Raw genomic sequence first — 23,880 nt, forward strand, 5'->3', positions numbered from 1 at the left:
CGACAGCACTGCTGGGACGGAGGCCAACGCGGTCGACCCCGTGGACGAAGCCGCGTTGCGGGCCCGCCGCCCGGAGACGGCCCCGCCAAGCCACGCCCCCGCCGCTCTGCCGGCCGTTGCGTCGTTCTGGACCGGCCGTCGCCGACCCGCCGCGGGTCGGCCGGACGGTGGTCGGGCACCGAAAGGGACGTTCAGGGTGTCGGAGTCGCTGCGACGAGGACTACCTGGCTGCCCTGGCCGTGTTCGAGCACGCGCACCTGGAGCCCACAATCGGATAGTTGGTCGGCCACCGCCGCACTGTCCTGGTAGAGGTAGCGCCAGACAACCACGGTGTCGTCCGGCTCGAACGACACCGTTCGGCTGCCTCCTCCGGCGTCGAAGGTCACGGTGACCGGCTCCAGGAACCGTACGCGGACGAAGATTTCGCTGCGCATCCCGTCGAACCCGGTTTCGGTGACGTACCAGGAGCGGTCGATGGCAAGCAGGTCCAGCCCCGCCAGCTGCTGCGGCTTGTGTGGGCCACCGACGCTGACCTGCTTCATGAACGCGGGCCTGTCGGCGCCGATGTCGATGCGCAGCGTCAGTAGCAGCACGTCGTGGTCACTCATGGCGCTGCGCACGTGGCGTAGGACCTGGTTCGGTTCGGCGAAGTTGTACAGCGTCCCGCCGGCCAGGATGACGAAGCGGAACGGATCGGCACCGGAGTGCCCGGAGGTGCGCTCGGGTGCCAGTACCCGCTTGAGATCCGGCCCGGTGAAGTCGCCGTGCCACAGCTCGAAGTTCTCGGTGTGGTCCGGGAATTCGGATTGCAGGTTCTCCCTGGCCAGTTCGAGGATCTCGGCGCTGATGTCGACGGCGCGATAGCCGGCCAGGCGGGTGCGCTCCAGCAGGTGGCGGATCAGACCGCGTACCGGACGCGTGGTGCCCGGCCCGAGATCGACGATCTGTATGGGGGACGACGGCGGGGCAAGGGCGAGGAGCTGCTCGGCGTGCCGGGTGAGGAGGCTGTTGATGTCACGCAGCATCGGCACGAGGTCGGGGTTGGACGGTACTTCGCCCGCCCGCCACATTTCGCTTCCCTCGCCGAGGTAGGTCAGTTGGTAGGGGAACTCGGCGCGGAGGCTGAGCGAATCGGCGACTGCATCCACCTGGTCAGCCGAGTAGAGGCGATAGAAGTCCTCGCGCGGGGTCACCGCATGCCGCTGTATACCCATGGCGGAGAGTAGATCGTCAGCCGTACGCGTCCGTCCAGCATGTGCTATGGCCTTTGGCTGAGTTCAGCCGACTGTTGGCTGCTCCTTCAAGTCCGACGACGGTGCCGGCGGCCGCGGCGACGACACCCCGCTCCGGACTTCGGCCAGCTCCACGTTGGTCGCTGCTTCCCCTCCATGGCCCAGCCCAGTGGCACCCCCTGAACGGCCCCTGCGCAAGGCCGAACGTGACGCGCCAGCCCCCATCTCGCCTTCGCAAAGGGCCTATGCCTCGACTTTCAGACCGTCACTGCCAGCCTCACCCTCCCCTGGAGCTCACAGGGCCCCTGTTAAGGACAACGCTGCGTCGACTTACAGGAGTTCGGTCCGGCGCGGTGTATCGCCAGGCAGCGGTGTCTTCCCGAGACGATCAGGGGCCGTGGCGCCGAGCCGCCAAAGCGAGTGGGTGTACGAACTTCTTTCTTGCATTCACACTGGTCAGCCGTCTGAAAGTCGGCATGGGAGGCGGGGCGGGGGACGGGGCCGGATATCGATGGAGGTCTGAACCGCCTAAGCGCGATCTCCCGTCTCCTGTGCCCGAAGGGCCAACAACCACTCACGGGACGGTCTGTGCACCATCCGCCCGGCAACGGATCGGGGCGACTTCGCTCCCACTCTGCTGCCGGTACGGCAGCACGGGGCCGCCACGGGGAGTCGTTGGCCTGGGCAGTACCCCGCGCCGCCCGGCGCGGGGACCGACGGGAGAGGTCTGATCGTTGAGCAGAGACAAACGTCCGCAGGCCATGGCCACCCTGCGGACCACAAGAACGCGATTACCGTCGCGGCGGTGGACCACCGCTGTGCTCGCCGTTCTGAGCGCGGTGGCGGCCCTGCTGACCGGTCCGTTGACCGCCGCGCCGGCACACGCCGTGAGCCGCGACGGCACTTCACCGTTCGCCTCGTACAACATGCGCGGCTCCGACAACGGCGCCCGGTGGACAAATGAGATCGTGTCGCTGGTCGAGCATGTCCCGTTGGTCGCACTGCAAGAGGTCGGCTCCGGGCCCCCCTCAGCGGTGGACGACGTCGTCCGCGACATGCGGATCGGCAGGACCCGCCCCTACAACCAGCCCAGCTCCTACCAGTTCAGCCGTTGGAGGGCCGGGGGTGTCGAGCGCTACGTGTACTTCATGCAGACCGACCCCCGCAGAATCAACGGGACCGACCAGGACACCTGGGAAGGCGGCCGGGTGAACCTGGCGACCATCACCGACACCCCGGCCGACCAGGTCTACGTGCTGGACAATCCCGCCTACGACCCCGACCCGAGCGCCCCGGACAACCGCTACCGCGCACGTCCGCTGCTCGGACTGAGGTTCGGCAACACCTGGTACTGGAACGCCCACGCGCGCGGAGGCGACGTCCAGGGCCTGCTGCGACAGGTGCGCGACTTCGCGGCGAGGTATGACCAGCGCGGCCGGAACTGGGTCATGGTCGGCGACTTCAACGTGAACATCCTCAACCGCACCACCGACCAGGCGCGTGACCAGTCGCTGCACCTGCGCGCCGACGAGAGCCTGCTGCGCACCGGTCGGCCCACGTACATCAACGGCGACGAGCCGAGCGAGCTGGACTACGCGATCGCCCGCGGTCTGCCCGGCGGCTTCACCGCGAGCGTCCCAGGCGGTGGCGGGTCCGACCACACGCAGGTGCACTACAACCGGACGCCGCCGCCGGCCCAGGCGCCCGTCCCGGCGTATCCCTACGCCACCGAAATGGCGACGATCACCGGCACCGTGATGCAGGCGAACCAGGACGGCTCGTTCGGGATCACCGCCGCCCGTCACGACAACAACCAGACCGCCCGGATGTCCACCACCGAAGCGGGCACGCACACCATCCGGTACGCCGCGGGCTGTGTCTCCATTGCGCCAAAGGTGCGCCGGGACGCGTCCGACTCCCCGATCGTCGCCGGTTCGTGCGACGACCCGCGGGCGCAGTGGACGCTCACCGACCCGCGGCCCGATCCGGAGTGGAACCAGGACAACGGGGGACCGCAGTTGTGGCGGAACGTGGCCTTCCCCCAGCTCTGCCTGACGCCGTCCAACAAGCAGGTGACCGCAGCGCCGTGCAGCGGCGACATCGCCCAGCGCTGGTGGGACAACGCCGCCGCACTGCCCAAGGACTGGCCGACAACCACCGGCAACATCCGCCTGGAATCCGCCTTCATGGGTGGCCGCATAATGACCGGAGGCTATCCCGGGACCAGCATCCGTACCGCGCCCCCACCGCCGTGGTGGTGGTGGATCTACTGGCTGCGCCAGGAGCGCCTGGACTTCGGCTGGAACATCCAGCGCATCAGCCCTGGCGACAACCTGGTCCGCCTGGAGAGCGTGTTCGGCAACAAGTACTGCCTGGGTGTCCGCGACGAGCACGCCACCGAGCAGACTGACGCCATGGTGCGGTCGTGTGGCGATGCGCGCGGCGTCGACGCGGCCGGCCAGCGCTGGCTGGCCGAAACCTACGCGGACGGCACCGTCCGCTACCGCAACGAAGCCACCCATCTCTGTCTGCTGGCCCCCGACGCCGACCGCGGCATCGTCCGCCTCGCCTCCTGCAACGACATCGCGGCTGAGCGCTGGAAGCTGGTGAAGCCCTGAGCCCTTGAAACGCACCGGGCCGCCCGGGCCGACGTACAGCTGGCCCGGGCGACTCGGTGGTCCTTTCGAGGGTCGCCCCTGCCCGCCTTGTCGCCCACCGGACGGGCTTCTTCCGAGGCGTGTTCACCACGGCCGCTCACCGCCGCTGTGCGTCGGGCCGTATCCCCGGCCCTTTTCAGCCTGTCGTTCCTCCAAGGCCCGTGTGAGCTCGACGGCGCGCTGTTCGAGGCATGCGACGCGGTTGTGGAGTTCTTCGATATCGGGGGTGGCTCCGATCCCGGAAGCGCGCCATGCCTCTTGGCCGAGGGCCTTGGAGCGGCGTTCTCCGAGTTGGCGGACGAGGGCGGCCAGGCGGGCGCTGCGGGCATTGGCGTTGGCGAGGTCAGCTTCGAGGGAGGCCCGGGTGACTGCGGGCTCGCCCGCCAGGCCCGGGGTGGGTTCGTGCGCGGCGGTGTGAATGGTGTCGAGGAGATCGCGGTGGCGGTAGAGGAAGGTGCGGTCCACGCCGGCCGCGCGGGCGATGGCCGAGGCGGTGAGCGGGGTGGCATCGCGTCGGGCCTTGGCGATAGCGGTCTTGACGCGGGTGCGGCGGCGTTCGGTATCGGCCTGACGGCCGTCGTTCATGGGAAACCTCCGAGGAAGCCCCCGCCTTCAGGCGGGGGAGGAATCGGACTCCTGCGGAGCATGGCAACGGGCTGCGATTCGCCGCCAGGGCGGATCGCAGTGCTCTGACCCGCAGGTTTGATCTCAAGTCGTGGCCTCACTGGGTTGCGAGCGTGGCGACGACGTGTGTGAAGCGGGCGTTCAAGTACCGCTTCTATCCGACCGATGCGCAGGCGGCCGAGCTGTCGCGCACGTTCGGATGCGTGCGCAAGGTCTACAACATGGCGCTCGCCGCTCGTAGGGAGGCGTGGGCGGTGCGTCAGGAGCGGGTCGACTACAACGCCACCTCGGCGATGCTGACCGCGTGGAAGAAGACCGAGGAGCTGGCGTTCCTGAATGAGGTGTCGTCGGTGCCGTTGCAGCAGACGCTGCGGCACTTGCAGACGGCGTTCGCGAACTTCTTCGGCAAGCGGGTCAAGTACCCGCGCTTCAAGTCGCGGAAGAGGTCGCGGAAGTCGGCCGAGTACACCACCAGCGGTTTCCGTTTCCGTGACGGCAGGCTGACGCTGGCGAAGATGAGCGAACCGCTCGACGTCGTGTGGTCCCGTCCGCTTCCCGAGGGGGCGACCCCGTCCACGGTGACCGTGTCCCAGGATGCGGCCGGGCGCTGGTTCGTCTCGATGCTGTGCGACGACCCCACCGTGAAGCCGCTGCCCGCCCTGGGCGCAGCAGTGGGAGTGGATGTGGGCCTGGGCCACTTGTTGATCCTGTCCACCGGGGAGAAGATCGCCAATCCCCGGCACGAGCGCCGCGACCGTGCGCGGCTGGCGTTGGCCCAGCGCCGTCTGGCGAGGAAGGCCAAGGGTGACGGGGCCAACCGGGTCAAGGCCCGGCGCAAGGTCGCCAGGATCCACGCCCGGATCGCTGACCGTCGCCGTGACCACCTGCACAAGCTGACCACTCGTCTCGTTCGTGAAAACCAAACGATCGTGATCGAGGACCTGACCGTGCGCAACATGGTCAAGAACCGGAAGCTGGCCCGCGCCATCTCGGATGCCGCGTGGTCGGAGTTCCGGAGCATGTTGGAGTACAAGGCCCAGTGGTACGGGCGGAACGTGGTCGCGGTGGACCGCTTCTTCCCCTCGTCCAAGCTGTGCTCCGTCTGTGGCACCTTGCAGGAGAAGATGCCGCTCAGCGTCCGCACCTGGGCGTGTGACAGCTGTGGCACGACCCACGACCGGGACGTGAACGCGGCGAAGAACCTGCTGGCCGCCGGACGGGCGGTGTCGGTCTGTGGAGCTGGTGTAAGACCTCAACGGAGTTCTCCGGGCGGGCAGTCGGCGACGAAGCAGAAAGGATCACGGCGTGAGCCGTGAGAATCCCCTTCCTTCAGGGAGGGGAGCGTCGGGGCGCGGGGACATGGTGTTCCAGGAGGAACGGGCGCGGCGTACGCTACGTGACCATGTCGCTACTTACGGATGGTGCGGGCGGCGGAGGTACCGGCCTCGGCGCAGTGCGTCAGGCGGTCATCCTGGCCGGCGGCTCCGGCAGTCGGTTACGGCCCCTGACGCGGACCCGGCCGAAAGCGATGGTCGAAGTGCACGGCACTCCGATCCTGCGCCATCAACTCGACTGGCTCGCCGAGTCGGGCGTGGAACAGGTCGTCGTCTCCGCGGGGCACCTGGCGCCGGTGATCGGCGACTACCTCGCCTCCCACCAGCTGCCGCTGCGTGCGGATGTGGTGGCCGAGGAACGGCCCCTGGGGCGAGGTGGCGGGCTCAAGTTCGCATCCGCCGCCCTGGACTGGCTCGACGAGCCGTGGCTGGCGCTGTACGGGGACATCTGGACGCGGTTCTCGCTCACGGGGATGTTCGCTCACCATCGGCGTCACGCCGCGCTGGCCACGGTTGCCCTGCCGCGCCCCTGGCTGCCCAGGGGAAGCGTCGACTGTGACGAGCGGGGCCGAGTGACCGCGCTCGTCTCACACGTGCCACCGCCGTTACGGGTCAATGGCGGCGTCTACGTCTTCGACCCGCGCGTTGCGGAACTGCTGCCCGACGAGGGCGACCACGAAGAGGTCACCCTCCCTCGGCTGATACAGGAACGGCAGCTGATCGGCTATCTGGTGGACGGCCCGTGGCGAGCCATCAACACACCACGCGATCTGGACGACATCGAACGCGAACTCGCGTCGGCTACGGATGACGCGTAGAAGAGGATCGCCATGCTGCTCGGACGGATCGGCGTATGGAGTGTGGGACTAACCCACGGGGACCGCGGCGAGGCGAGGGAGGCCGCGGCGGAGCTGGAGGCACTCGGGTACGGCACGCTGTGGCTGGGCGGCACCCCCGGCCACAACCCGCAGCCGGATCTCGCTGCGGCGGCCGAAGTACTGGCGGCGACTGGACGCGTGACGGTAGGGACCGCCTGCCTCTCCATCTGGACACACCCCCCGGACCGGCTCGCCGCAGCCTACGAGGCACTGCCCGCCGCCGACCGCGCCCGACTGGTCACGGGCCTGGCGGTGAGCCATGCCCCGTTCGCCGAACGCTACCGGCAGCCGCTGACTGCCATGCGCCGCTATCTCGACGCTCTGGACGCCATCGGCACCGGACCGCCGCCTTCCGCACGGCTCGTCGGCGCACACCGCCCGCGGATGACACAGCTGGCCGCCGCCCGGACCGCCGGCACCCAGCCCTATCTCGTAGACACCCGCTACACCGCGCGGGCCCGTGCGCTGCTGGGTGCGGGCCCACTGCTGGCCCCGGTGCAGACCGTGGTCCCGCTCACCGACCCGATCGCGGCCCGGGCAGCGGCTCGCACCGTGCTCGCGCCCTATCTGGCACTGCCCAACCTCACCCGAACCTGGTTCGACTCCGGCTTCACCGAGGCCGATCTCCAGCACGGTGGCAGCGACCGCCTCGTCGACGGGCTCGTCGCCTGGGGGGACACCGAGCGGATTGCCACCCACGTCACAAGCCATCTGCGGGCTGGTGCCGACCACGTCGCCGTCCACGTCGTCACCGAGCACCCCCGAGCCTTCCCACGCGCCGCTTGGCGCGACCTGGCCTCACTCCTTCCGACCACCTGACGATGCTGCCGGCTGCGGGAGTGCCGCGGGTACCGGCATCGTTCATGGTGGTCTTTGTGGCGGATCCCCCCTGCGTGCGGCAGGTGACGGTCTCCGCGCGATTTTCTCCTACACACCAATCTTGTGGAGAGGTGGCACAGTTGGCGACTGAGGAAGACCTGGCCTGTCAAGAGATCATCGGTCGGTACCAGTTCAACGGGGCAGGCGCCGGTGCGATGCCCCGGCTTCTCCAAGCACTCGATGACCCGGGACGCCACCTGCGGGGCATGACCGTCACCGGCACGAACGGGAAGGGATCGACCTGCGCGTTCGCCGTCTCAGCGTTGGCTGCGGCCGGACTGCGGACCGGAAGTATGCCCAGCCCGCACCTCCAGCGCGTCACCGAACGCATCCGCATCAACGGGGCGCCCGCCTCTCCCGCCGCATGTCACCGTGCTTTCCAAAAGGTCGATGAAGCCCTCAGGAGTACAGGGCTCGTGGTCAATGCAGGAGCGGTCCATGCCGCCGCAGCCGCAGTCCATTTCGCCCTCTCGGGAGTGGACTTGGCCGTCTTGGAAGCGAACATCGGCGGCCGACGCACCGCGGTCAACTGCTTCGACACCGGAGTAAAGGTCATCACCGGAGTGGGACTGGACCACCAGCACCTGCTGGGAAACACCCTGGGCGAGATCGCACGCAACAAGGCCGGCATCATTCGGGACGGCGACCACGTCGTGCTCGGTGAGATGCCCGAGGAGGCGGCACAGGCCGTAGAAAATGTCCTCAGCCACCACACGGGGGTGACCGTCTGGCGCCTCCACCAGGAAGTCCACTGCCGGCCACGCACAGCCGGCGACGGGCGTACCGTCCTGGAAGTAACCACCCCGCACGCCGTCCACCGGGACTTGACCTGTCCGCTCCGCGGCGAACACCAGCATCACAATCTGGCACTTGCCGTGGCCGGCATCGACGCGCTGACCGAACGGGGATCCATCCGCGGTATCCCGGAGGAGGCGCTGCGCAGGGGCCTTGCCGCGACCCGCTGGCCCGGCCGCCTCGAACTCCTGGCACCGGCTCACCTCGATTCCTGGACCGGCCGCCTGCTGCTCGATGTCGCATCCAACCACCAGGGGGCAGCCACGGTGGCCCCGGAAATCCTGCGGCAATCCCGCGCCGTTGAGCGCACCGCCCTCGTATTCGGCACCTTCCAGTACAAGAACGTGGAAACCATGCTTGAGCCACTGCCGGCGGACTGGCCGGTGGTACTGACCCGGGTCGGACACCCCAACGAAGCGGCCCCAATCGCGATGCGCACGGCCCTGGCGTCACGCAGAGAACTGCACGTACGGCAGGAAACCGCCGACGCCGTCCGCCACGCCACCGAACTTGTCGGGGCCGGCGGCCTCGTCACCGTTCTGGGAACCCCCCTCCTGATCGGCCGGGTCCGTGAACTGTTCCAACTCCCGCCCGGCTGACCGCCCCTGTGGGTGGTTCCGAGGCCGGCCAGGCGCTCGCGCTGCCCGTCGCCCGTCGCCGTCGCGGGGAGTGGTGGGGCCGCGGCCGCTGTTGTGGGCCGTCGTCCGCCCGCTGCCCGCCGGCTTCCGGACTGCCGGCTTCCGGACTGCCGTCCAGGGCGGCGGCTGGCGCGGGCCCGACCGGCACCGCCGAGCGCGCCGTGGCGCTCGCTGCTCTGGAGATGGAGGAGACGATCAAGCAGGTGGGGGCCGCTCTCTTGCGCGGCCGCGAGGTCGCGGGCTTGGTGCGTACCGTTCACGGCGCGGCCGACGGCGCGTCGTTCCGATGGGCCCGCCCGGTGCGCGGTGCGTTGGCGGGCCTGCTGTGCCGCGAAGTCGAGGCGACCGCGGCCGCCGCGGGGCACGTGCTCTTCGCCGCGGCCTGGACCAGGTCGGCTTCCGCGACGTGTCCGCTTACCAGGTCCGGCTGTTGGCCCGCGCGGTCCTCGCCTCGCAACGGAGGCCGCCGCCTCACCAAGTCGTCCGCCCGCTGCGCCGCGGCCGCCTGCTCCCCGTTATGCGTTTTGCAGCGTCTGGGGTGTGTGGGTGTGGCGGGCTCGGCGCAGTCGATACAGCGCATGTACGCGCCCTCGTGGTGGCCGTTGCATGCCTGCCCGGTGACTCGAACCTGCGGCCGAACTCTTGTGTCCGTGGTCTGTGGCTGGCAGCGCCTGTTTCAGCGCGCGTCAGCCTTTGTGAAGGGTTGGCGGTAGGCGTTCTGCGCTGTGTCGAGGAGGCGGCGCAGGCGGAGGCTGTCGGGGGCGACGGCGGTGACGAGGGTGGCGGGGCCGGCGAGCGGCGTCAGCACGGCCTGGCCGTCTTGCGGGGCGTCGCCGAATAGCTGGACTTCGGGGGCTGCGTCCTCGAAGTCCGGGTCGACGACGAGGAGTTGTCCGTTTGCGCGGTGTCCGGCGAGGATGGCTGGGCCGTCCCAGCCGGGTTCGCCCGGTCCGTATGCGGCCTGTTGGTCCAACAGGGTGCGTCCACCGCGTCGGACGGTGAGCCGGGTGGTCACATGGCCGGAGGGTTCGCCGGTGCGTCCGAGGATCTGTTCCTCGCGCAGTACGAGCCGGGCGGTGGGGGCGAGGTCGATGGTCCAGGTCTGGCGCAGATCGCTGCCCGCCGCGCAGATCAGCGGTTTGGGGAGCCAGTGGAGCTGTGCGTGGTCTCCTGCGGTCAGGTGCACGTCGTAGGTGGCGGGTGCGGAGGTCGGGCCGCGCAGGGCGAGGGTCGCGGCGGCGGAGGTGACGTGGAGCGCCGCGCTCTGCTGGACGGTGACTTCGATGCGCAGCCGGTCGCCGCCGAGGGGGGCGCTCATGGCTCCGACGATGCATACCCGGGCCTGGGTCCCGTGTGAGCGGAGGCGGCGCAGTTCGAAGGGGCCGTCGCCGTCGAGGGTGGGCAGGGTGGTGGTGCCGCCCCTGGCGGCGGCCAGGATGCGGGCGGTGGCGTGCACCCCGACGGCAGGCCGGTCAGGGGCCGATGCGGTCTTCGGGTGAGTGCAGGTGGTGAGGGTCATGCGGGGCCCGCGCTCCAGTCGGTGAGGCGTTCGCGGACCCAGTCGGTGACCGGCTTGATGCCGTCGACGGTGGTGAGGGAGGTGAAGGCGACGGGGAGTTCGCCGCGCTGGGCCTTGGCGTCGCGCGCCATGGCTTCCAGGTCGGAGCCGACGTAGGGGGCGAGGTCGGTCTTGTTGATCACCAGGAGGTCGGCGGTGGTGACGCCGGGGCCGCCCTTGCGGGGGATGTCGTCGCCGCCGGCCACGTCGATGACGAAGATCTGGGCGTCGACCAGGCCCTTGGAGAAGGTCGCGGTGAGGTTGTCGCCGCCGGACTCCACGAGGACCAGGTCGAGCGGTCCCGCGGTCTCCTCCAGGTCCTCGACGGCCTCCAGGTTGGCGGAGATGTCGTCGCGGATGGCGGTGTGCGGGCAGGCGCCGGTCTCCACGGCAGTGATCCGTTCGGCGGGCAGGACGGCTTCCCGGCGCAGGAATTCGGCGTCCTCGCGGGTGTAGATGTCGTTGGTGACCACGGCGATGGACAGCTCGTCGCGCAGTACGCGACACAGCGCGGCGACTGTGGCGGTTTTACCCGAGCCGACCGGCCCGCCCAGGCCGATGCGCAGGGCACGCCGGCGCCCGTCGGGCCCTACGGGATCGGCGGCGCTGTAGGTGCGGCGCTCGGGGAACGTCTCGTCGTGGTCGCGGTGCATGCGGACTCCGGTTCTGCGTGGTGTGCGTGTGGCGTTCTTGGGTTTGGGGCTTTTGGGTTCTTGGTGGTCAGGAGGCGAAGAGGCGTACCGGCCAGGCGGCGTGCTGCTGGGCGTTGATGTCGAGCAGCGGTGCGGAGGCGGCGGGCAGCGCCTCGAACCCTTCGTCGGGGATACGCGCGACGGTTGCGGCCGCCGCGGTGGCGGTCTGATCGAGGTCGGGGGAGAGGCGGGCGAGGACCGCGGTGGCGTCGAAGGGGTCCAGGCTCAGCAGCCGGACCGCCGCCGTGGCCGGACCGCTGACCGCTTCGTACGCCGCCGCGTACGCGGCATCCAGCGAGGTCAGCCCGGCGGACCGTGCGGCCAGCCCCAGCACCACCGGCTGGTGCGCGCCCTGTGGCCGGGCCGCGGCCAGTGCGTCCAGCTCGGCCGATGGCCAGGTCGCGCGGGCGGCCCGCATCATCTGCCGTCCCAGCTTGCGGGCGGTGATCCGTAGTGCCAGGACGGGTGTGCGGGCGTCGGCGGCCTCGTCGACCGCCACCGGATCATGGCCCGCGGCGGTCGCGGCGGCGAGCGCCGCCGCGACCAGGCCCGCGGTGTGCAGTCGCCCCCGGCAGAAGTCCTCCAGTGAGTGTGCGTCCTTGATACGGCCCGCCGCTACGGCGGGTTCGGCCCCGCCGGAGTGCGCGTGCCCTCCGGCGGGGAACCGGCCATCGGCCAGGACGAGCAGTGCGGCACGACTCATCTTTCGCAGTTCACCTTCCGTTGCCCGGCTCCATGGCGCGGGCCTCTGTGCCGTTGCATCGCCTGCGCGCCAAGGTTCAGAAGAGGAAGTACCTCTGGGCCATGGGGAGTTCGCTCGGATACTTCCGTTCGACGACCTGGCCCGCGACGGATGTCGTCACGTCCTCCACCTTGTGGCCCCCGGCGATCACCTCGTAGGTGTCGGGGTCGATCTCGACGTCGGGGGTGGCGTCGTTCTCCTTCATGTCCGCCTTGCGGACGCCGCGCGTGCTGGTGATGGCCTTGAACTGCTTGGCCAGCTTGAGCCGTTCGGCCAGACCGTTGTCGATGGCTCGTTGGGTGACGAAGTTGAAGGAGGTGGAGCGTGGCGCGAGGCCGGTGGCGCCCCACATGGCGCGCGGCAGTACCGGCTGCGGGGTGGGGATGGAGGCGTTGGCGTCGCCCACCTGCGCGTAGGCGATCTGCCCGCCCTTGATGACCTGATGCGGCTTGACGCCGAAGAACTTCGGCTCCCACAGCACCAGGTCAGCCAGTTTCTTGGGCTCCACGGACCCGACCACCGCATCGATGCCCTGGGCGATCGCCGGGTTGATCGTGTACTTCGCGACGTACCGCCGGGCACGCCTGTTATCGGCTCCCTTGTCACGCGTCGGCCGCTCATCCTCCGGCAGCCTGTCCTCCTCCAGGAAACCCCGGCGGACCTTCATGACGTGCGCGGTCTGCCAGGTGCGCGTGATCATCTCGCCGATGCGGCCCATGGCCTGGGCGTCGGAGGACATGATCGAGATGGCGCCGAGGTCGTGCAGGATGTCCTCGGCGGCCATGGTGGAGGGGCGGATCCGGGAGTCCGCGAAGGCCAGGTCCTCGGGGATCTTCGGGTTGAGGTGATGGCAGACCATCACCATGTCGAAGTGCTCCTTGACCGTGTTGATGGTCAGCGGCCGGGTGGGGTTGGTGGAGGCGGGCAGGACATTCGGCTCCTTCACCATCTTGATCATGTCGGGGGCGTGGCCGCCGCCGGCACCCTCGACGTGGAAGACGTGGATGGAGCGAACGGGGCGCCCATCGCATCCGTCGCTGCCGTCGATCGCCGCGATGGTGTCGTCGACGAAACCCGCCTCGTTCAACGAGTCGGCGTGCAGCGCGAGTTGGACACCGGTCTGCTCGCAGACCTCCAGGCACTTCTTGAGGACGGCCGGGGTGGCACCCCAGTCCTCGTGGATCTTGAGGCCGATGATGCCCGCGTCCACCTGGTTGTACATGGAGTCCTCGGACATGGTGGCGCCCTTGCCGAGCAGCCCGACGTTGACCGGGAAGGCGTCCAGTGCCTCGAAGGTGCGGGCGATGTGCCAGCAACCGGGGGTGACCGTGGTGGCGGTACTGCCCTCCGCCGGGCCGGTACCGCCGCCGATGAGCGTGGTGACACCCGCGGCCAGCGCCTCACCGACCTGCTCGGGGCAGATGAAGTGGACGTGCGTGTCGACCCCGCCGGCGGTCAGGATCTTCCCGTTGCCCGCAATCACTTCCGTCTCGGGACCGATGACGAAATCCTTGGGTGCCGGGCCGACGTCGTTGTGCCGGCCGGCTCCGTCATGGAGACGGTCCATCGTCTCGTCGTTGTACGCCTTGCCGAGCGCGGTGATGTGGCCGTCGCGGATGGCCACATCGGCCTTGACGATGCCCCAGTGGTCCAGGATGACGGCGCCGGTGATGACGGTGTCGGGGGGCTCGATGACAGCGTCGGCGTCGGGGGCACTGGGCTCGTCAGGTACGCCGAGCTTGCGTGGGTCGCGTGGCGTGACGGACTGCCCCATCGACTCACGGATCACCTTGCCGCCGCCGAAGACCATCTCGTTCCCGCTGCGCCCGGGACCGCCGGCCCAGTCGTCCTCGATCTCGATCCGCAGCTCCGTGTCGGCGAGGCGGATGCGGTCGCGGGTCGTCGGACCGAACCGGTCCGCGTACTGGGCGCGGGTCAGGGGATCGGAAGGCTTGGGAGGCTCAGGACAGCAGCACTCAGTCATTGAGCTCACCCCCGACCTCATCGGATGAATCCTGGATGCTGATGAGGGGGCCGCCGACCTCGCCGCGCAGGCCGTGCACCACACGCTTGCCCTCGATGGGTACGAGCTCTACGTCCTCGGGCACGTTGGGCTCGAAGCGTACGGAGCTGCCGGCCGGGACATGGAGGCGCTTGCCCCAGGCGGCGTCACGGTCGAAGTCCAGGCCGGGGTTGGCTTCGTGGAAGTGGTAGTGGGAGCCGACCTGGATGGGACGGTCGCACGGGTTGTTCACGGTCAGGGGAGTGACCTCGCGGCCCTCGTTGAAGCGCACGAACTCGTCGCCCTGCTGCGTGGAGAAATCCACCTCGCCCGGGGACACAAGCGGCTCTTCGTCCTCGCCCGCTTCGGGGAAAGGATCGTGGATGGTGACCAGCTTCGTGCCGTCGGGGAACGTGGCCTCCGCCTGCACGTTCTTGATCATCTCCGGTACGCCCTCCATGACCTCCTCCCGGGTCAGCAGCTTCTTCCCGGAAGACATGAGATCGGCGACGGTTCTCCCCTCGCGCGCACCTTCAAGGACATGCACGGTTAACAGCGCAACGACCTCTGGGTAGTTGAGCCGAATCCCTCGGGCCCGACGCTTCTCGGCGACATCCGCCGCCACATGGATCATCAGGCGCTCTTGTTCGTGTGGAGTCAGGTGCATAGCCCTACCCTGCGTTCGCCCTGTCCAGGGCTCATGCTCTGGACATCGGAGCCGGGACCGACCATGACCGTCGACAGCCCGGGGTGGGGCCTCCACGGCCTCACTCCCACGCCGTACAACGCAGCACAGCTTCCTTGGCCATCCGGCCCCAACCCTCGTGACGACGAACATGGTCACGCGGACAGAGCCGAAAACGCCCCGCAGCCACACCACGCCCGTACGAGTGAGCCGTAAGGATTCTTCCGAGAAAAGCGAGGGACTCAGCTGTATGGCTCGGCCGACTGCCCACTCAGCAGGAATGCCCTCCGACAGACCGGCCTCGTGGAACACTGCCTGTCCCTGTCGCACTGGCACCCCGGGTAGCCGTCGACCCCTCTGTCGGCTGCGGCTTGAAGATCCACAGGATTCCGCTGCCGTCCGCTGCCCGTCCGTCGACAATCGCCCAGACAGCAGCTCAACGGCACCGGTGAGCCCTGCCCGCTGATGGAGACGGCCGGTTCACGAGTAACGCCTGCCGTCCCGGCGCCCAGTCGGGTGAGCGACGGGCGAGTGCTGCGTCTGCGCATTGCCGGAGGCGCCCGAACATACCGGCAAGGGGTTCACCCGCGGGAAGGATTCGCCGTGCGCCGTGCATTGATCGTCGTCGATGTGCAGAAGGACTTCTGCGAGGGCGGCAGCGTTCCGGTCAAGGGCGGCGCGGACAGAGCCGCTGCCATCGCCGACCTGGTGCGACGCGTCGACGGGAGTTACGCCTACATCGTCGCCACCCGCGACCACCACATCGACCCCGGGACCCACTTTGCCGAGCACCCGGACTTCGAGAACTCCTTCCCCGTGCACTGCGTCGTCGGCAGCGAGGGAAGCGAGTTCCACCCGAATTTCGAGCCAGCCGCCACCTCCGGGGCCGTCGACGAGCGTGTTCGGCCCGATGGTCACGGTCGCCATGTACAACGTGTCAGCGACAACGACCGTGCTGTGCCCAGCTCCTGATGAAGGGAGATCTCTCGACTCCCTGCAGGCCCCCGGCCGGACCGCCTGACCCGGGGGTGATCACCGTCGGTCCCACCCGTCCGCATGCTCCCTGGCCGCCTTCCGGTCGACCGGCTCGTTCGAGGTACGAGGGCCGGGAACGGTGGCAAACGGGCGGCCCGGCGGGTGAGTGGGGTCACCGTGGGGCCGGTTCCCGGACCGGGGTGGTGAGGAAGGCGGACAGTGCGTCGTCGGCCGAGGCCAAGAGGGCTCCGTCGTGGGCGCCGGTGGCGACAGTGTCGTACACCAAGTGCACGCGGGCATCCTCGATACCGCAGAAGTTCGAGACGCCGACCCGTAGTTGACGATCCATCAGGTCGTCCCAGCCGCCCTCGGCAAAGTGCTCGCGCGAGTAGCCCGCCAGGGCGATCCACTGGATGCGCTTGCCCGCCAGACGGGGGCGGCTTCGACCGTACGCGAAGCCGTAGTTCCACACCCGATCGATCCAGCCCTTCAGCAGTGCGGGCAGGCCGAACCACCAGACCGGGAAGACCACAACGATCGTCTCGGCGGCCTTGACGCGGGCCATGTGCGCCCGCACCTGGTGGCTGTACGGCTTGTCGCGGTCGGCCCAGTCGGGTTCGTCCTCGGTGGTCATCCGTGGGTCGAAGCCCTCAGCGTGCAGGTCGAGGACGTCGACGGTGTGGCCGGCGGCGACCAGGCGGTCGTGGGCGCGGGCGGCGATCTTGGCGGTGAGGGAGTCGGTGCGGGGGTGGGCCAGGACGAGGAGGGCAGCGGCCATCGCGGCTCTGTTCCTTTCCGGTTGAGCGGGTGGGGGTGTCTCTGGTGCCCCGGGGTCAGGCCAGCCGGACGAGCATCTTGCCGGTGTTGGCGCCGCTCAGGACGCCGAGGAACGCGGCCGGGGCCTGCTCGATGCCCTCGAACACGGTTTCCTTGGTGCGCAGCGAGCCCTCGGTGAGCCAGCCGATCGCCCGGGCGGTGAATTCGGGGAACAACGCGAAGTGGTCGTTGATCAGCATTCCGCGCAGCGTCAGCCGCTTGGTGTACGCCTGGAACAGGTTGCCCGGGCCGGGGACCGGCTCGGTGGCGTTGTAGCCGCTGATCGCGCCGACCAGCGCGAACCGGGCACCGACCTTGGCGCTCGCGATCGCGGCTTCGAGGTGGTCGCCGCCGACGTGGTCGACATATACGTCGATGCCCTCGGGGGCTGCCGCGGCGAGCTGGTCGGCGATCGCACCGGCCCGGTAGTCCAGGGCGACGTCGAATCCGAAGCCGCTGACCAGCTGCTTCGCCTTGACCGGCCCGCCGGCCGACCCGATCACCCTGGCCGCGCCGAGCTTGCGGGCGATCTGCCCCGCGACGCTGCCGACGGCGCCGGCCGCGCCGGAGATGAACACCGTGTCGCCCGCTCGAACCTGAGCCACTTCGGTGAGCGCCGCGTACGCGGTCAGGCCGGTAGTGCCCAGGGGGCCGAGGTACGCCTGGGCGGGGACGGCCGAGGTGTCCAGGACGGCGGCGGTCGCACCGTCGACCACGGCGTACTCGCGCCAACCGGCGAAGTGCGACACGGTCGCGCCGACCGGGACGGCATCGGCGCGGGACGCGACGACCTCGCCGACCGCGCTGCCTTCGAGCGCCGCGCCGAGCTCGAAGGCGGGGATGTACGACTCGGCATCGTCCATCCGGCCCCGCATGTACGGGTCCACCGACATCCACGTGTTCCGGACCAGGATCTGGCCCTCGCCCAACTGCGGGATCGCGGTGGTGACCAGCTCGAAGTTCTCGGGGGTGGGGGTTCCGACGGGGCGGGAGGCGAGGCGGATCTCGCGGCCGGTGGCGACGGTGCGCGCGGCGGCGGTGGCAGTGTTCGCGGACATGGCGGATCCCTCTGTTTCGTGTTTCGTGCGGTCTGGTCCGGGCTGTTCCGAACTCGTTGACCTCACTGTGCCGAGGCCCTCGCACGATCGCCTGGGGGTTCGCTGGGGGTCCGCTGCGGGTCCGCGCGTGGCCGCCGGCCACCGGCCGTGAGGGGGCGATCGGCCTGGGCTAACGTGACGTCATGCGCTTTGGAATCCTGGGTCCGCTGGCCGTGTGGACCGCCGACGGGCAGACCGTACGGGTACCCGAGGTGAAGGTGCGCGCACTGCTCGCGGATCTGCTCGTGCACCGTGACGGCCCGGTGTCGGCGGACCTGCTCGTCGAGGACCTGTGGGGCGCGGATCCGCCGGGCAACCCGGCCAACACCTTGCAGACCAAGGTCTCCCAGCTGCGCCGAGCCTTGGAGGCTGCCGAACCCGGCGGCCGCGACCTGGTCGCGTACCGCCCGCCCGGCTACGAGCTGCTGGTCGCGTCGGACGCGGTCGACGCCGATCGGTTCGCCGGGCTGACCGCGCGGGCGCGGGCGAGCACCGACCCGCGGACGCGGGCCGCGCTGCTGGGGGACGCGCTCGCGCTGTGGCGGGGCCCCGCATTCGCGGACTTTCGCGACGAGGAGTTCGCGCGCGCGGCGATCGCCCGCCTGGACGAACAGCGGCTGACGGCCCTGGAGGACCAGGCCGAGGCCCGCCTCGAACTGGGCGAACACACATTGCTGGCCGATGAGTTGGGGGAAAAGGTCGCGCTTCATCCGCTGCGCGAGCGACTGCGGGCCGCGCACCTGCGCGCGCTGTACCGTTCGGGCCGGCAGCAGGAGGCACTGGCCGGATACGCCGAGCTGCGCGAGCTGCTGGCGGACGAACTCGGGCTCGACCCGGGCCCGGAACTGACCGCGCTGCACCAGGCGATCCTCGAACAGGACCCGGCGCTGGCGCCCGTCCCGACGCCGACCACGTCCGCGGCCCGCCCGCAGGGCAATCTGCCCGCCGCGCTGAGCGAACTGGTCGGACGCGAGGGCGCGGTCACCGAGGTGGGCGCGCTGGTGGGCGCGGCCCGCCTGGTGACGCTGACCGGCCCGGGCGGGGTCGGCAAGACCCGGCTCGCGCTCGCCGCAGCGGAAGCCGTCGCCGAGGACTTCCCGGACGGGGTATGGCTCGTCGAGCTGGCGGGGCAACGCCGCCCGAGCGGCGTCGAGCTCGCCGAGGCGATCGCGACGACGCTCGGCATCCGGGACGAGAGCGGCTCCGGGCCGGCCGGGTTCCTTGCCCGGCAGCCACAGGCCCGCCTGGCCGACGCGCTGCGCGAGCGGCGGCTGCTGCTGGTGCTGGACAACTGCGAGCACGTGATCGAGCCGATCGCGCTGCTCACGGACGCCCTCCTGCGGGCCGTGCCCGGCCTGCGGATCCTGACCAGCAGCCAGGATCCGCTGGCGGTCGACGGCGAGGTGCTTTACGTCGTGCCTCCCCTGGCGCTGCCGGACCCCGAGGCGCGGCTGCCGGAGCTCGAACGGTCCACGGCGGTACGGCTGTTCGTGGCACGCGCAGCGGCCTCGGCGCCCGGATTCGTGCTCGACACGCACAACGCCGACGCGGTCGCGTCGGTGTGCCGGCGGCTCGACGGGATCCCGTTGGCCCTCGAACTGGCCGCGACGCGCGTGCGCGGGCTCGGGATACACGGCCTGGCGGCACGGCTGGACGACCGGTTCCGGGTGCTCGGGATCGGCCGGCGCGGCGCACCCGCACGGCAGCAGACCCTGCGCGCGGTGATCGACTGGAGCTGGGAGCTGCTCGGCGCGCCGGAGCGGCTCGTACTGCGCCGGCTGGCGATCCACGCGGACGGCTGCACACCGGAGGCGGCCGAGGCAGTGTGCGCTGGGGAGGAGCTCGCGGGCGCCGACGTGCTCGATCTCGTTAGCCGGCTGGTGGATCGCTCACTGGTCGTGGCCACGGACGGGCCCGAAGGGCCCCGCTATCGGCTACTGGAGTCCGTCGCGGCCTACGGCGTCGAAAGCCTGCGCACCGCAGGCGAGTTCGGGGAGATACAGCGGCGCCACGGCGAGTACTTCGCGGCGTTCGCGGAGCGGGCCGCACCGCACTTGTACGGACCCGAACAGCGGGTCTGGCTCGCGCGCCTGGACGCGGAGAGCGCCAACCTGCGGGGCTCCCTGGAGGGCGCGGTCGAGCGCGGCGACGCCGGACTCGCGGTGCGGCTCGCGAGTTCGGCAGCGTGGTACCGCTTCCTGCGCGGGCGCTACCGCGAGGCGTACCGGGCGCTGACCTCGGCGCTGGCCGTCGAGGGCGGCGTACCGGAGGCGGCGCGGGCAGAGGCGGGGGTGTGGCGGGCCGGGTTCGCGATGGTCGCGGGTGAGGGCAGCGAGCTGGTGCGGCAGAGCCGGGACGCGGTGCGGGCCCTCGACGCGATCGAGGCGGGACGCGACCGCGCGCAGTGGTTCCTGGGCCTCGCGCACCTGCACGTGGGCGACACCGACACCGGCGGCGAGCTGATCGAGCGGGCGCTGCGCGGGTTCCGGGCCGTGGACAACCGGTGGGGGATCGCGGCCGCGTTGAGCAGCGTCGCCAAGCACGCGATGTTCCGGGGCGACCTGGTCACGGCGCGCGAGGCGGGGGCGGACAGCGCGGCGCGGTTCGCGGCACTGGGTGACAGGTGGGGGCAGGTACAGGCGGCGGACCAGCTCGCCTATGTCGCCGAGGTATCGGGGGACTACGACCGAGCGGCCGCACTGCATCGCGAAGGGCTGTGCAGAGCCGAGGAGTTGGGCCTGTGGACCGATGTGTCGTACCGGCTGTCCGGGCTCGGGCGGATCGCACTCCTTCGGGGCGACTTCGAGCGGGCCGGCGAGTTCCACGAGCGGGGGCGGCGACTGGCGGCCGAACAGTCGGACCGGTTCGCGGAGGAGTTCGCCGAGGTCGGCCTGGGCCTGGGGGCGCGCCGGGCGGGCGACCTGGACCGGGCCGAGTCGCACCTGCGCAGCGCGCTCGCGTGGAATGTCCGGCTCCAGGAGGCGTACGGCGTGCCGTTCTACGGGGTGACGCTGCTGCTTGCCGAACTGGGATTCGTCGCCGAGCTGCGCGGCGACGCGGAAGGCGCGCGGGCGCTGCACACACGGGGCCTGACGGCAGCGCGTGCCGGCACCGACCCACGCGCGACCGCGCTCGCCCTGGAGGGCCTGGCCGGCGCCGAGGCTCTCGCCGGCAACGCCGTCGAGGCGGCCCGCCTGCTCTCCCGCGCCGAGGCACTGCGCTCGTCGGTGGGCGCGCCGCTACCGGCGGCGGAGCGCGGCGACGTGGACCGGATCAGCGCGGCGGCTCGCGCGGCGGTGGGCGAGGAGGCGTTCGGCGCGGAGTTCGCGGCCAGGGCGGCGGGCCGGGGGTGGGAGGGACGGGTGGAGGGTAGGTTCCCCGCCGATGAACTGCACGTCGCGGACGTGCAGTGCGGCAAGTTCGTAGAGGACGCGGAACCAGTCGGCGTAGCACGGGCGGCACTTCAGGTTGCAGAATCCCGTGATCTCCAGCCAGGCGAATCGCGGGCCCAGCGGGGCGAAAGAGCGCGGCAGTAAGGGCATGGACTCCTCCTTGGGGGAGTGCGGGTGACCCGCCCCGGCGACCGTCCTCACCAAGGAGCACCGGGGCGGGGCAGTGGGCCGCCCGAGCCCGCGGGAAGGCCCGGGCGGCCGGTGCTCCGCACGTCCCGCGTCTCACGGGGAGGGGACGCGCGGAGCGGCCTGGCGACCGTCAAGGGCCAGGCGCCCGTCCGGCCAGCCTCGGCCAACCAGCCGGACGGGAGCCGGGGCTAGGTCACGCAGGGGCGGCTGGCGCCTTCCAGGAACACCGCGCCGCCGCCGATCTTGCGGACGTGCAGCGCTGCCTGCACCCGCGCGGCCGTATGGGGCTGCGCTACGTCCGCCAGACGGTCCGGGGACACGAACGCGTACTCGCTGAACTCGGACTCCTTCAATCGAACTTCCGCCTCGGGGGAGAGTTCGCCGCAGTCGAAGACGAGGTTGTACGCCTCCGCCGTCTTGGCCGTAGCGGCATGTAGTGCTTGACCAGAAGCAGGCCAGGGGTGGCGTGCAGCCCGGTCTCCTCCAGCACCTTTCGGCGGAGCGCGGCGAGGGCCGACTCACCTCCGACGGCGCATCCGCCGGGAAGGCACCACGGGAGTTCGTCCCGGTCGCGTTTCCGGAGCATCAGGGGGTGGCCGGCGGGGTTGCAGAAGAGGGCTAAGGCCCCGATCCTGCGGCCGTCCGGGTCGGTGAACTGGTTCCTCGTGGTGGTCACTCGGTCCCCTTGTCGGTGCCGTATTTGCGGGAGATCTCGCTGGCCTGCTCGGCGGCGACGCCGTTGAACATCTCGCGGACCGGGGGTGGCAGCCCTTCGTCCCGGGCGGCGTTGACCGCCGCCCCGAGGGACAGGATGTCGCTCAAGAACTCGTCATCATCAGGGGTGGGTTTCGCCATGGCTATGTCCTAGTCGTGGGGTACGGGGTGCGCCCGCCCGTCGCGGCGTCCAACCTCGGGCGGGCGCTGTGCTTCTCGTCTCGTCTCGTCTCGTCTGCCGTCTCCGGGGAGAAAAGGTAAAAGCCCCGGGTGTGGCGGCGAGGAGCGTGCCCGGCGATCACGAGCGCCGGGGGTCTGTGAGGTCAGGCTGCGGGTGCCGCTTCGTCGTTCAGGCAGTACGGACAGTTCACCCGGCGGATCCACTCCTCCACCTGGTCTTCCGGGGTGCCATCGCCGCACTTCGGCCGCTGTGTCCCGTCGGCCCAGATGAGTTCGTGCACGGTGATCACGTCGTCGCCGACGGTCCCAGCCATCACGCCGTACGGGGGATCGCTGGTGGTCGTCATCGCCGTGCCCACCGCAGTTCAAGCCCGAACTCAGGGAGCCGCGCGTGGTGGCCACCCTGGTGCTTGCGGTGGCCGTCGCACCGGGCCCACCTCGGGTGGCCGCGGGGCCGGTGCTGGGCGGGCCACGGGTGGCGCGCGGTGCACTGTCGGGTCCTCACGTCTGCCTCCCCGTGGCGCGGCAGCGGTCGCAGGGGAACGGGCAGGGCGTGACCTTGGCGGCGGGCACGAACGTCACTCCGGGGAGGACGTAGCTGGCCGGCTGCGCGTCGGAATTGTCGGTGCCGGGCCCGTCCTGGTCCGCGGTCACCGCCTTGCCTCTGCGGTGTAGTACGCCAGCAGCCATTGGCAGTCCCGGGCGCGCTGGTGCACCTCGGCATCCGCGGTCAGCGGGCCCTGGCCGAACGGGTGGGCCAAGTGCTGCTTGATCCTGTCCAATCGCCGTGTGAGCTGTTGCGTCTCGAAGCTGTGCAGCTGACGACTGGCGGTCTCCCGGATATCACTGAGGAGCAGCGTGACGTGTCCCCGCAGCGTCTCGTCCGTCTCAGCCAATTCGTCTCGGCTGGCTCGGGTCGCGCCGAGACCCAGCGCTCGACGGATCGTCTCGCTGATGGTCTCCACGTCGACCCGGACGAGAGCATGGGACGGCGAAATCGGATCGGATGGCTCAACGATTTCTGCCGCCATCACGGTCTCCGATCGCGGTGTCGGGAGCACGCCACGATGAACCAGTTTCGGATGCCCCCTTCTACTTTGGTGCTCACTTCCCCCGCCGCAGTCAAGGCGCAGTGGGCGGCGCCGCACCAGTAGCACGCTTCACCGTGCAGTCGGGCAATGCTGAGGTCAGGGGCTGCGGGTGGAGCTGTCGTTGTTCTCACGGTCTCTCCCAGTGCCGTGTTGGGCTGTGGGAAGAGACTGGCCCCGAGGGTGAGGCGCAAGTACCCCTGTGAGGGGTACTGGTCAGGCTCTCGGATCTGCATGGCACCACTGGGCGAAGTTCGACAGGCTCTCAGCGTCCGCGCGCTTGAGGCGGCGAAGGGTGGCTGCGTCCTCCCGCACCCACCTGTGTTCTCGGGCATGTTGGGGCGCAATGCGACGCGCAACCTTCAAAGACTCGAAGGCAGCGTCTGGTCGTCCAGACCAGAGCTGCGCGCGCCCCAGTTCGATGTAGAAGCTGCTGCGGCGCTCGGCGGGCATTTCGTGTGGTGGTTTCCAGGTGCGTGCCAGGTCCCAGGCTCGCGTCAGGTAGTCGTCTCCGAGGCTGACGGCTACGGATACCTCATGGATACGCACGCTGTCCGGGCCGAATGCAGTTCCGTTGTAGACGTCCTCAGGTACGCGATTGGCGAGGGCTCGCGCTTCGGCTAGGCAGTGTCTGATGGCTCTTTGACGAGATCACGGAGCCAGATCACGATGGCTGCGGTGGTCAGGGTGCCGTGGAAGATGTAGTCGCGTTT

21 protein-coding genes and 2 pseudogenes are annotated in these 23,880 nt (G+C 70.1%); 7 read left to right on the plus strand and 16 right to left on the minus strand.

Features of this window, described 5'->3' with window-relative positions:
- Positions 1-191: 191 nt before the first annotated feature.
- Positions 192-1,214 carry an L-histidine N(alpha)-methyltransferase gene (locus ACFVT2_RS34805; protein WP_390024570.1) on the minus strand — a complete coding sequence of 341 codons (1,023 nt, stop codon included), beginning with the start codon at positions 1,212-1,214 and terminating at the stop codon, positions 192-194.
- 836 nt (positions 1,215-2,050) lie between these two features.
- Here ACFVT2_RS34805 and ACFVT2_RS34810 point away from each other — a divergent pair.
- Positions 2,051-3,850 (plus strand): endonuclease/exonuclease/phosphatase family protein, encoded by a 1,800-nt coding sequence (locus ACFVT2_RS34810; protein ID WP_390024572.1) that lies wholly within the window; start codon positions 2,051-2,053, stop codon positions 3,848-3,850.
- A 123-nt stretch (positions 3,851-3,973) separates the two neighbouring features.
- On the opposite strand, the gene ACFVT2_RS34815 is transcribed toward ACFVT2_RS34810, so the two are convergent.
- Positions 3,974-4,474 (minus strand): hypothetical protein, encoded by a 501-nt coding sequence (locus tag ACFVT2_RS34815; RefSeq protein WP_390024574.1) that lies wholly within the window; start codon positions 4,472-4,474, stop codon positions 3,974-3,976.
- A gap of 152 nt (positions 4,475-4,626) precedes the next feature.
- On the opposite strand from ACFVT2_RS34815, the gene ACFVT2_RS34820 reads away from it, so the two are divergent.
- From ACFVT2_RS34820 to ACFVT2_RS34835, 4 genes are all read left to right on the plus strand, one after another.
- Positions 4,627-5,829 carry an RNA-guided endonuclease InsQ/TnpB family protein gene (locus tag ACFVT2_RS34820; protein ID WP_390024576.1) on the plus strand — a complete coding sequence of 401 codons (1,203 nt, stop codon included), beginning with the start codon at positions 4,627-4,629 and terminating at the stop codon, positions 5,827-5,829.
- A gap of 86 nt (positions 5,830-5,915) precedes the next feature.
- Positions 5,916-6,665 carry an NDP-sugar synthase gene (locus ACFVT2_RS34825; RefSeq protein ID WP_390024578.1) on the plus strand — a complete coding sequence of 250 codons (750 nt, stop codon included), beginning with the start codon at positions 5,916-5,918 and terminating at the stop codon, positions 6,663-6,665.
- 12 nt (positions 6,666-6,677) lie between these two features.
- Positions 6,678-7,544, plus strand: a complete 867-nt coding sequence (locus ACFVT2_RS34830; RefSeq protein ID WP_390024580.1) for a TIGR03620 family F420-dependent LLM class oxidoreductase — start codon at positions 6,678-6,680, stop codon at positions 7,542-7,544.
- Between the two features lie 215 nt (positions 7,545-7,759).
- Positions 7,760-8,998: a bifunctional folylpolyglutamate synthase/dihydrofolate synthase gene (locus ACFVT2_RS34835; RefSeq protein WP_390024609.1), complete on the plus strand. Its 1,239-nt coding sequence runs from the start codon at positions 7,760-7,762 to the stop codon at positions 8,996-8,998.
- A 715-nt stretch (positions 8,999-9,713) separates the two neighbouring features.
- Here ACFVT2_RS34835 and ACFVT2_RS34840 read toward each other — a convergent pair.
- The 5 genes from ACFVT2_RS34840 to ACFVT2_RS34860 form a co-directional block, all read right to left on the minus strand.
- Positions 9,714-10,556, minus strand: coding sequence for an urease accessory protein UreD (locus tag ACFVT2_RS34840; protein WP_390024582.1), 843 nt, complete (start codon positions 10,554-10,556; stop codon positions 9,714-9,716).
- Positions 10,553-11,248 (minus strand): urease accessory protein UreG, encoded by a 696-nt coding sequence (gene ureG, locus ACFVT2_RS34845; protein WP_390024584.1) that lies wholly within the window; start codon positions 11,246-11,248, stop codon positions 10,553-10,555. Before ureG ends, ACFVT2_RS34840 begins: the two co-directional genes overlap by 4 nt.
- Positions 11,249-11,315: 67 nt before the next feature.
- Entirely contained in the window at positions 11,316-11,990 is a 675-nt protein-coding gene (locus ACFVT2_RS34850; protein ID WP_390024586.1) for an urease accessory protein UreF, read from the minus strand.
- Positions 11,991-12,066: 76 nt separating this feature from the next.
- Positions 12,067-14,013 carry an urease subunit alpha gene (gene ureC, locus ACFVT2_RS34855; RefSeq protein ID WP_390024611.1) on the minus strand — a complete coding sequence of 649 codons (1,947 nt, stop codon included), beginning with the start codon at positions 14,011-14,013 and terminating at the stop codon, positions 12,067-12,069.
- Entirely contained in the window at positions 14,006-14,698 is a 693-nt protein-coding gene (locus tag ACFVT2_RS34860; protein WP_390024588.1) for an urease subunit gamma, read from the minus strand. The genes ureC and ACFVT2_RS34860 overlap by 8 nt, the downstream gene beginning before the upstream one ends.
- 621 nt (positions 14,699-15,319) lie before the next feature.
- Here ACFVT2_RS34860 and ACFVT2_RS34865 point away from each other — a divergent pair.
- Positions 15,320-15,610 (plus strand): annotated as a pseudogene (locus ACFVT2_RS34865) (isochorismatase family protein); the annotation flags it as partial.
- A 253-nt stretch (positions 15,611-15,863) separates the two neighbouring features.
- On the opposite strand, the gene ACFVT2_RS34870 reads toward ACFVT2_RS34865, so the two are convergent.
- Positions 15,864-16,469 (minus strand): NAD(P)H oxidoreductase, encoded by a 606-nt coding sequence (locus ACFVT2_RS34870; protein WP_390024590.1) that lies wholly within the window; start codon positions 16,467-16,469, stop codon positions 15,864-15,866.
- 55 nt (positions 16,470-16,524) lie between these two features.
- A complete protein-coding gene (locus ACFVT2_RS34875) occupies positions 16,525-17,565 on the minus strand; it encodes an NADP-dependent oxidoreductase (RefSeq protein ID WP_390024592.1) in 1,041 nt (346 codons plus the stop codon).
- 182 nt (positions 17,566-17,747) lie between these two features.
- On the opposite strand from ACFVT2_RS34875, the gene ACFVT2_RS34880 reads away from it, so the two are divergent.
- Entirely contained in the window at positions 17,748-21,140 is a 3,393-nt protein-coding gene (locus ACFVT2_RS34880; RefSeq protein ID WP_390024594.1) for a BTAD domain-containing putative transcriptional regulator, read from the plus strand.
- A 233-nt stretch (positions 21,141-21,373) separates the two neighbouring features.
- Here the strand turns inward: ACFVT2_RS34880 and ACFVT2_RS34885 are convergent, their stop codons facing one another.
- From ACFVT2_RS34885 to ACFVT2_RS34915, 7 genes and pseudogenes are all read right to left on the minus strand, one after another.
- On the minus strand, positions 21,374-21,538 hold the full coding sequence (locus ACFVT2_RS34885; protein WP_390024596.1) for a hypothetical protein: 165 nt from the start codon (positions 21,536-21,538) through the stop codon (positions 21,374-21,376).
- Entirely contained in the window at positions 21,535-21,861 is a 327-nt protein-coding gene (locus ACFVT2_RS34890; protein WP_390024598.1) for an NUDIX hydrolase, read from the minus strand. The genes ACFVT2_RS34885 and ACFVT2_RS34890 overlap by 4 nt, the downstream gene beginning before the upstream one ends.
- A complete protein-coding gene (locus ACFVT2_RS34895; protein WP_390024600.1) occupies positions 21,858-22,040 on the minus strand; it encodes a hypothetical protein in 183 nt (60 codons plus the stop codon). The genes ACFVT2_RS34890 and ACFVT2_RS34895 overlap by 4 nt, the downstream gene beginning before the upstream one ends.
- Before the next feature lie 182 nt (positions 22,041-22,222).
- Positions 22,223-22,426, minus strand: coding sequence for a hypothetical protein (locus ACFVT2_RS34900; protein ID WP_390024602.1), 204 nt, complete (start codon positions 22,424-22,426; stop codon positions 22,223-22,225).
- A 154-nt stretch (positions 22,427-22,580) separates the two neighbouring features.
- Entirely contained in the window at positions 22,581-22,733 is a 153-nt protein-coding gene (locus tag ACFVT2_RS34905) for a hypothetical protein (protein WP_390024604.1), read from the minus strand.
- Positions 22,730-23,110, minus strand: a complete 381-nt coding sequence (locus ACFVT2_RS34910; RefSeq protein ID WP_390024605.1) for a DUF6415 family natural product biosynthesis protein — start codon at positions 23,108-23,110, stop codon at positions 22,730-22,732. Before ACFVT2_RS34910 ends, ACFVT2_RS34905 begins: the two co-directional genes overlap by 4 nt.
- Positions 23,111-23,383: 273 nt before the next feature.
- Positions 23,384-23,791: pseudogene (locus ACFVT2_RS34915) on the minus strand (transcriptional regulator); the annotation flags it as partial.
- Between the last annotated feature and the right edge of the window lie 89 nt (positions 23,792-23,880).

It is taken from the genome of Streptomyces sp. NPDC058000 (genome assembly GCF_042886435.1).
Classification (GTDB): domain Bacteria; phylum Actinomycetota; class Actinomycetes; order Streptomycetales; family Streptomycetaceae; genus Streptomyces.

Bases quoted from the DNA above. Each gene is read 5' to 3' on its own strand.
- ACFVT2_RS34805 (WP_390024570.1), bottom strand. From the start codon at position 1,214: ATGGGTATACAGCGGCATGCGGTGACCCCGCGCGAGGACTTCTATCGC.
- ACFVT2_RS34815 (WP_390024574.1), bottom strand. From the start codon at position 4,474: ATGAACGACGGCCGTCAGGCCGATACCGAACGCCGCCGCACCCGCGTC.
- ACFVT2_RS34825 (WP_390024578.1), top strand. From the start codon at position 5,916: ATGTCGCTACTTACGGATGGTGCGGGCGGCGGAGGTACCGGCCTCGGC.
- ACFVT2_RS34830 (WP_390024580.1), top strand. From the start codon at position 6,678: ATGCTGCTCGGACGGATCGGCGTATGGAGTGTGGGACTAACCCACGGG.
- ACFVT2_RS34835 (WP_390024609.1), top strand. From the start codon at position 7,760: ATGCCCCGGCTTCTCCAAGCACTCGATGACCCGGGACGCCACCTGCGG.
- ACFVT2_RS34840 (WP_390024582.1), bottom strand. From the start codon at position 10,556: ATGACCCTCACCACCTGCACTCACCCGAAGACCGCATCGGCCCCTGAC.
- ureG (WP_390024584.1), bottom strand. From the start codon at position 11,248: ATGCACCGCGACCACGACGAGACGTTCCCCGAGCGCCGCACCTACAGC.
- ACFVT2_RS34850 (WP_390024586.1), bottom strand. From the start codon at position 11,990: ATGAGTCGTGCCGCACTGCTCGTCCTGGCCGATGGCCGGTTCCCCGCC.
- ureC (WP_390024611.1), bottom strand. From the start codon at position 14,013: ATGACTGAGTGCTGCTGTCCTGAGCCTCCCAAGCCTTCCGATCCCCTG.
- ACFVT2_RS34860 (WP_390024588.1), bottom strand. From the start codon at position 14,698: ATGCACCTGACTCCACACGAACAAGAGCGCCTGATGATCCATGTGGCG.
- ACFVT2_RS34870 (WP_390024590.1), bottom strand. From the start codon at position 16,469: ATGGCCGCTGCCCTCCTCGTCCTGGCCCACCCCCGCACCGACTCCCTC.
- ACFVT2_RS34875 (WP_390024592.1), bottom strand. From the start codon at position 17,565: ATGTCCGCGAACACTGCCACCGCCGCCGCGCGCACCGTCGCCACCGGC.
- ACFVT2_RS34880 (WP_390024594.1), top strand. From the start codon at position 17,748: ATGCGCTTTGGAATCCTGGGTCCGCTGGCCGTGTGGACCGCCGACGGG.
- ACFVT2_RS34895 (WP_390024600.1), bottom strand. From the start codon at position 22,040: ATGGCGAAACCCACCCCTGATGATGACGAGTTCTTGAGCGACATCCTG.
- ACFVT2_RS34900 (WP_390024602.1), bottom strand. From the start codon at position 22,426: ATGACGACCACCAGCGATCCCCCGTACGGCGTGATGGCTGGGACCGTC.
- ACFVT2_RS34910 (WP_390024605.1), bottom strand. From the start codon at position 23,110: ATGGCGGCAGAAATCGTTGAGCCATCCGATCCGATTTCGCCGTCCCAT.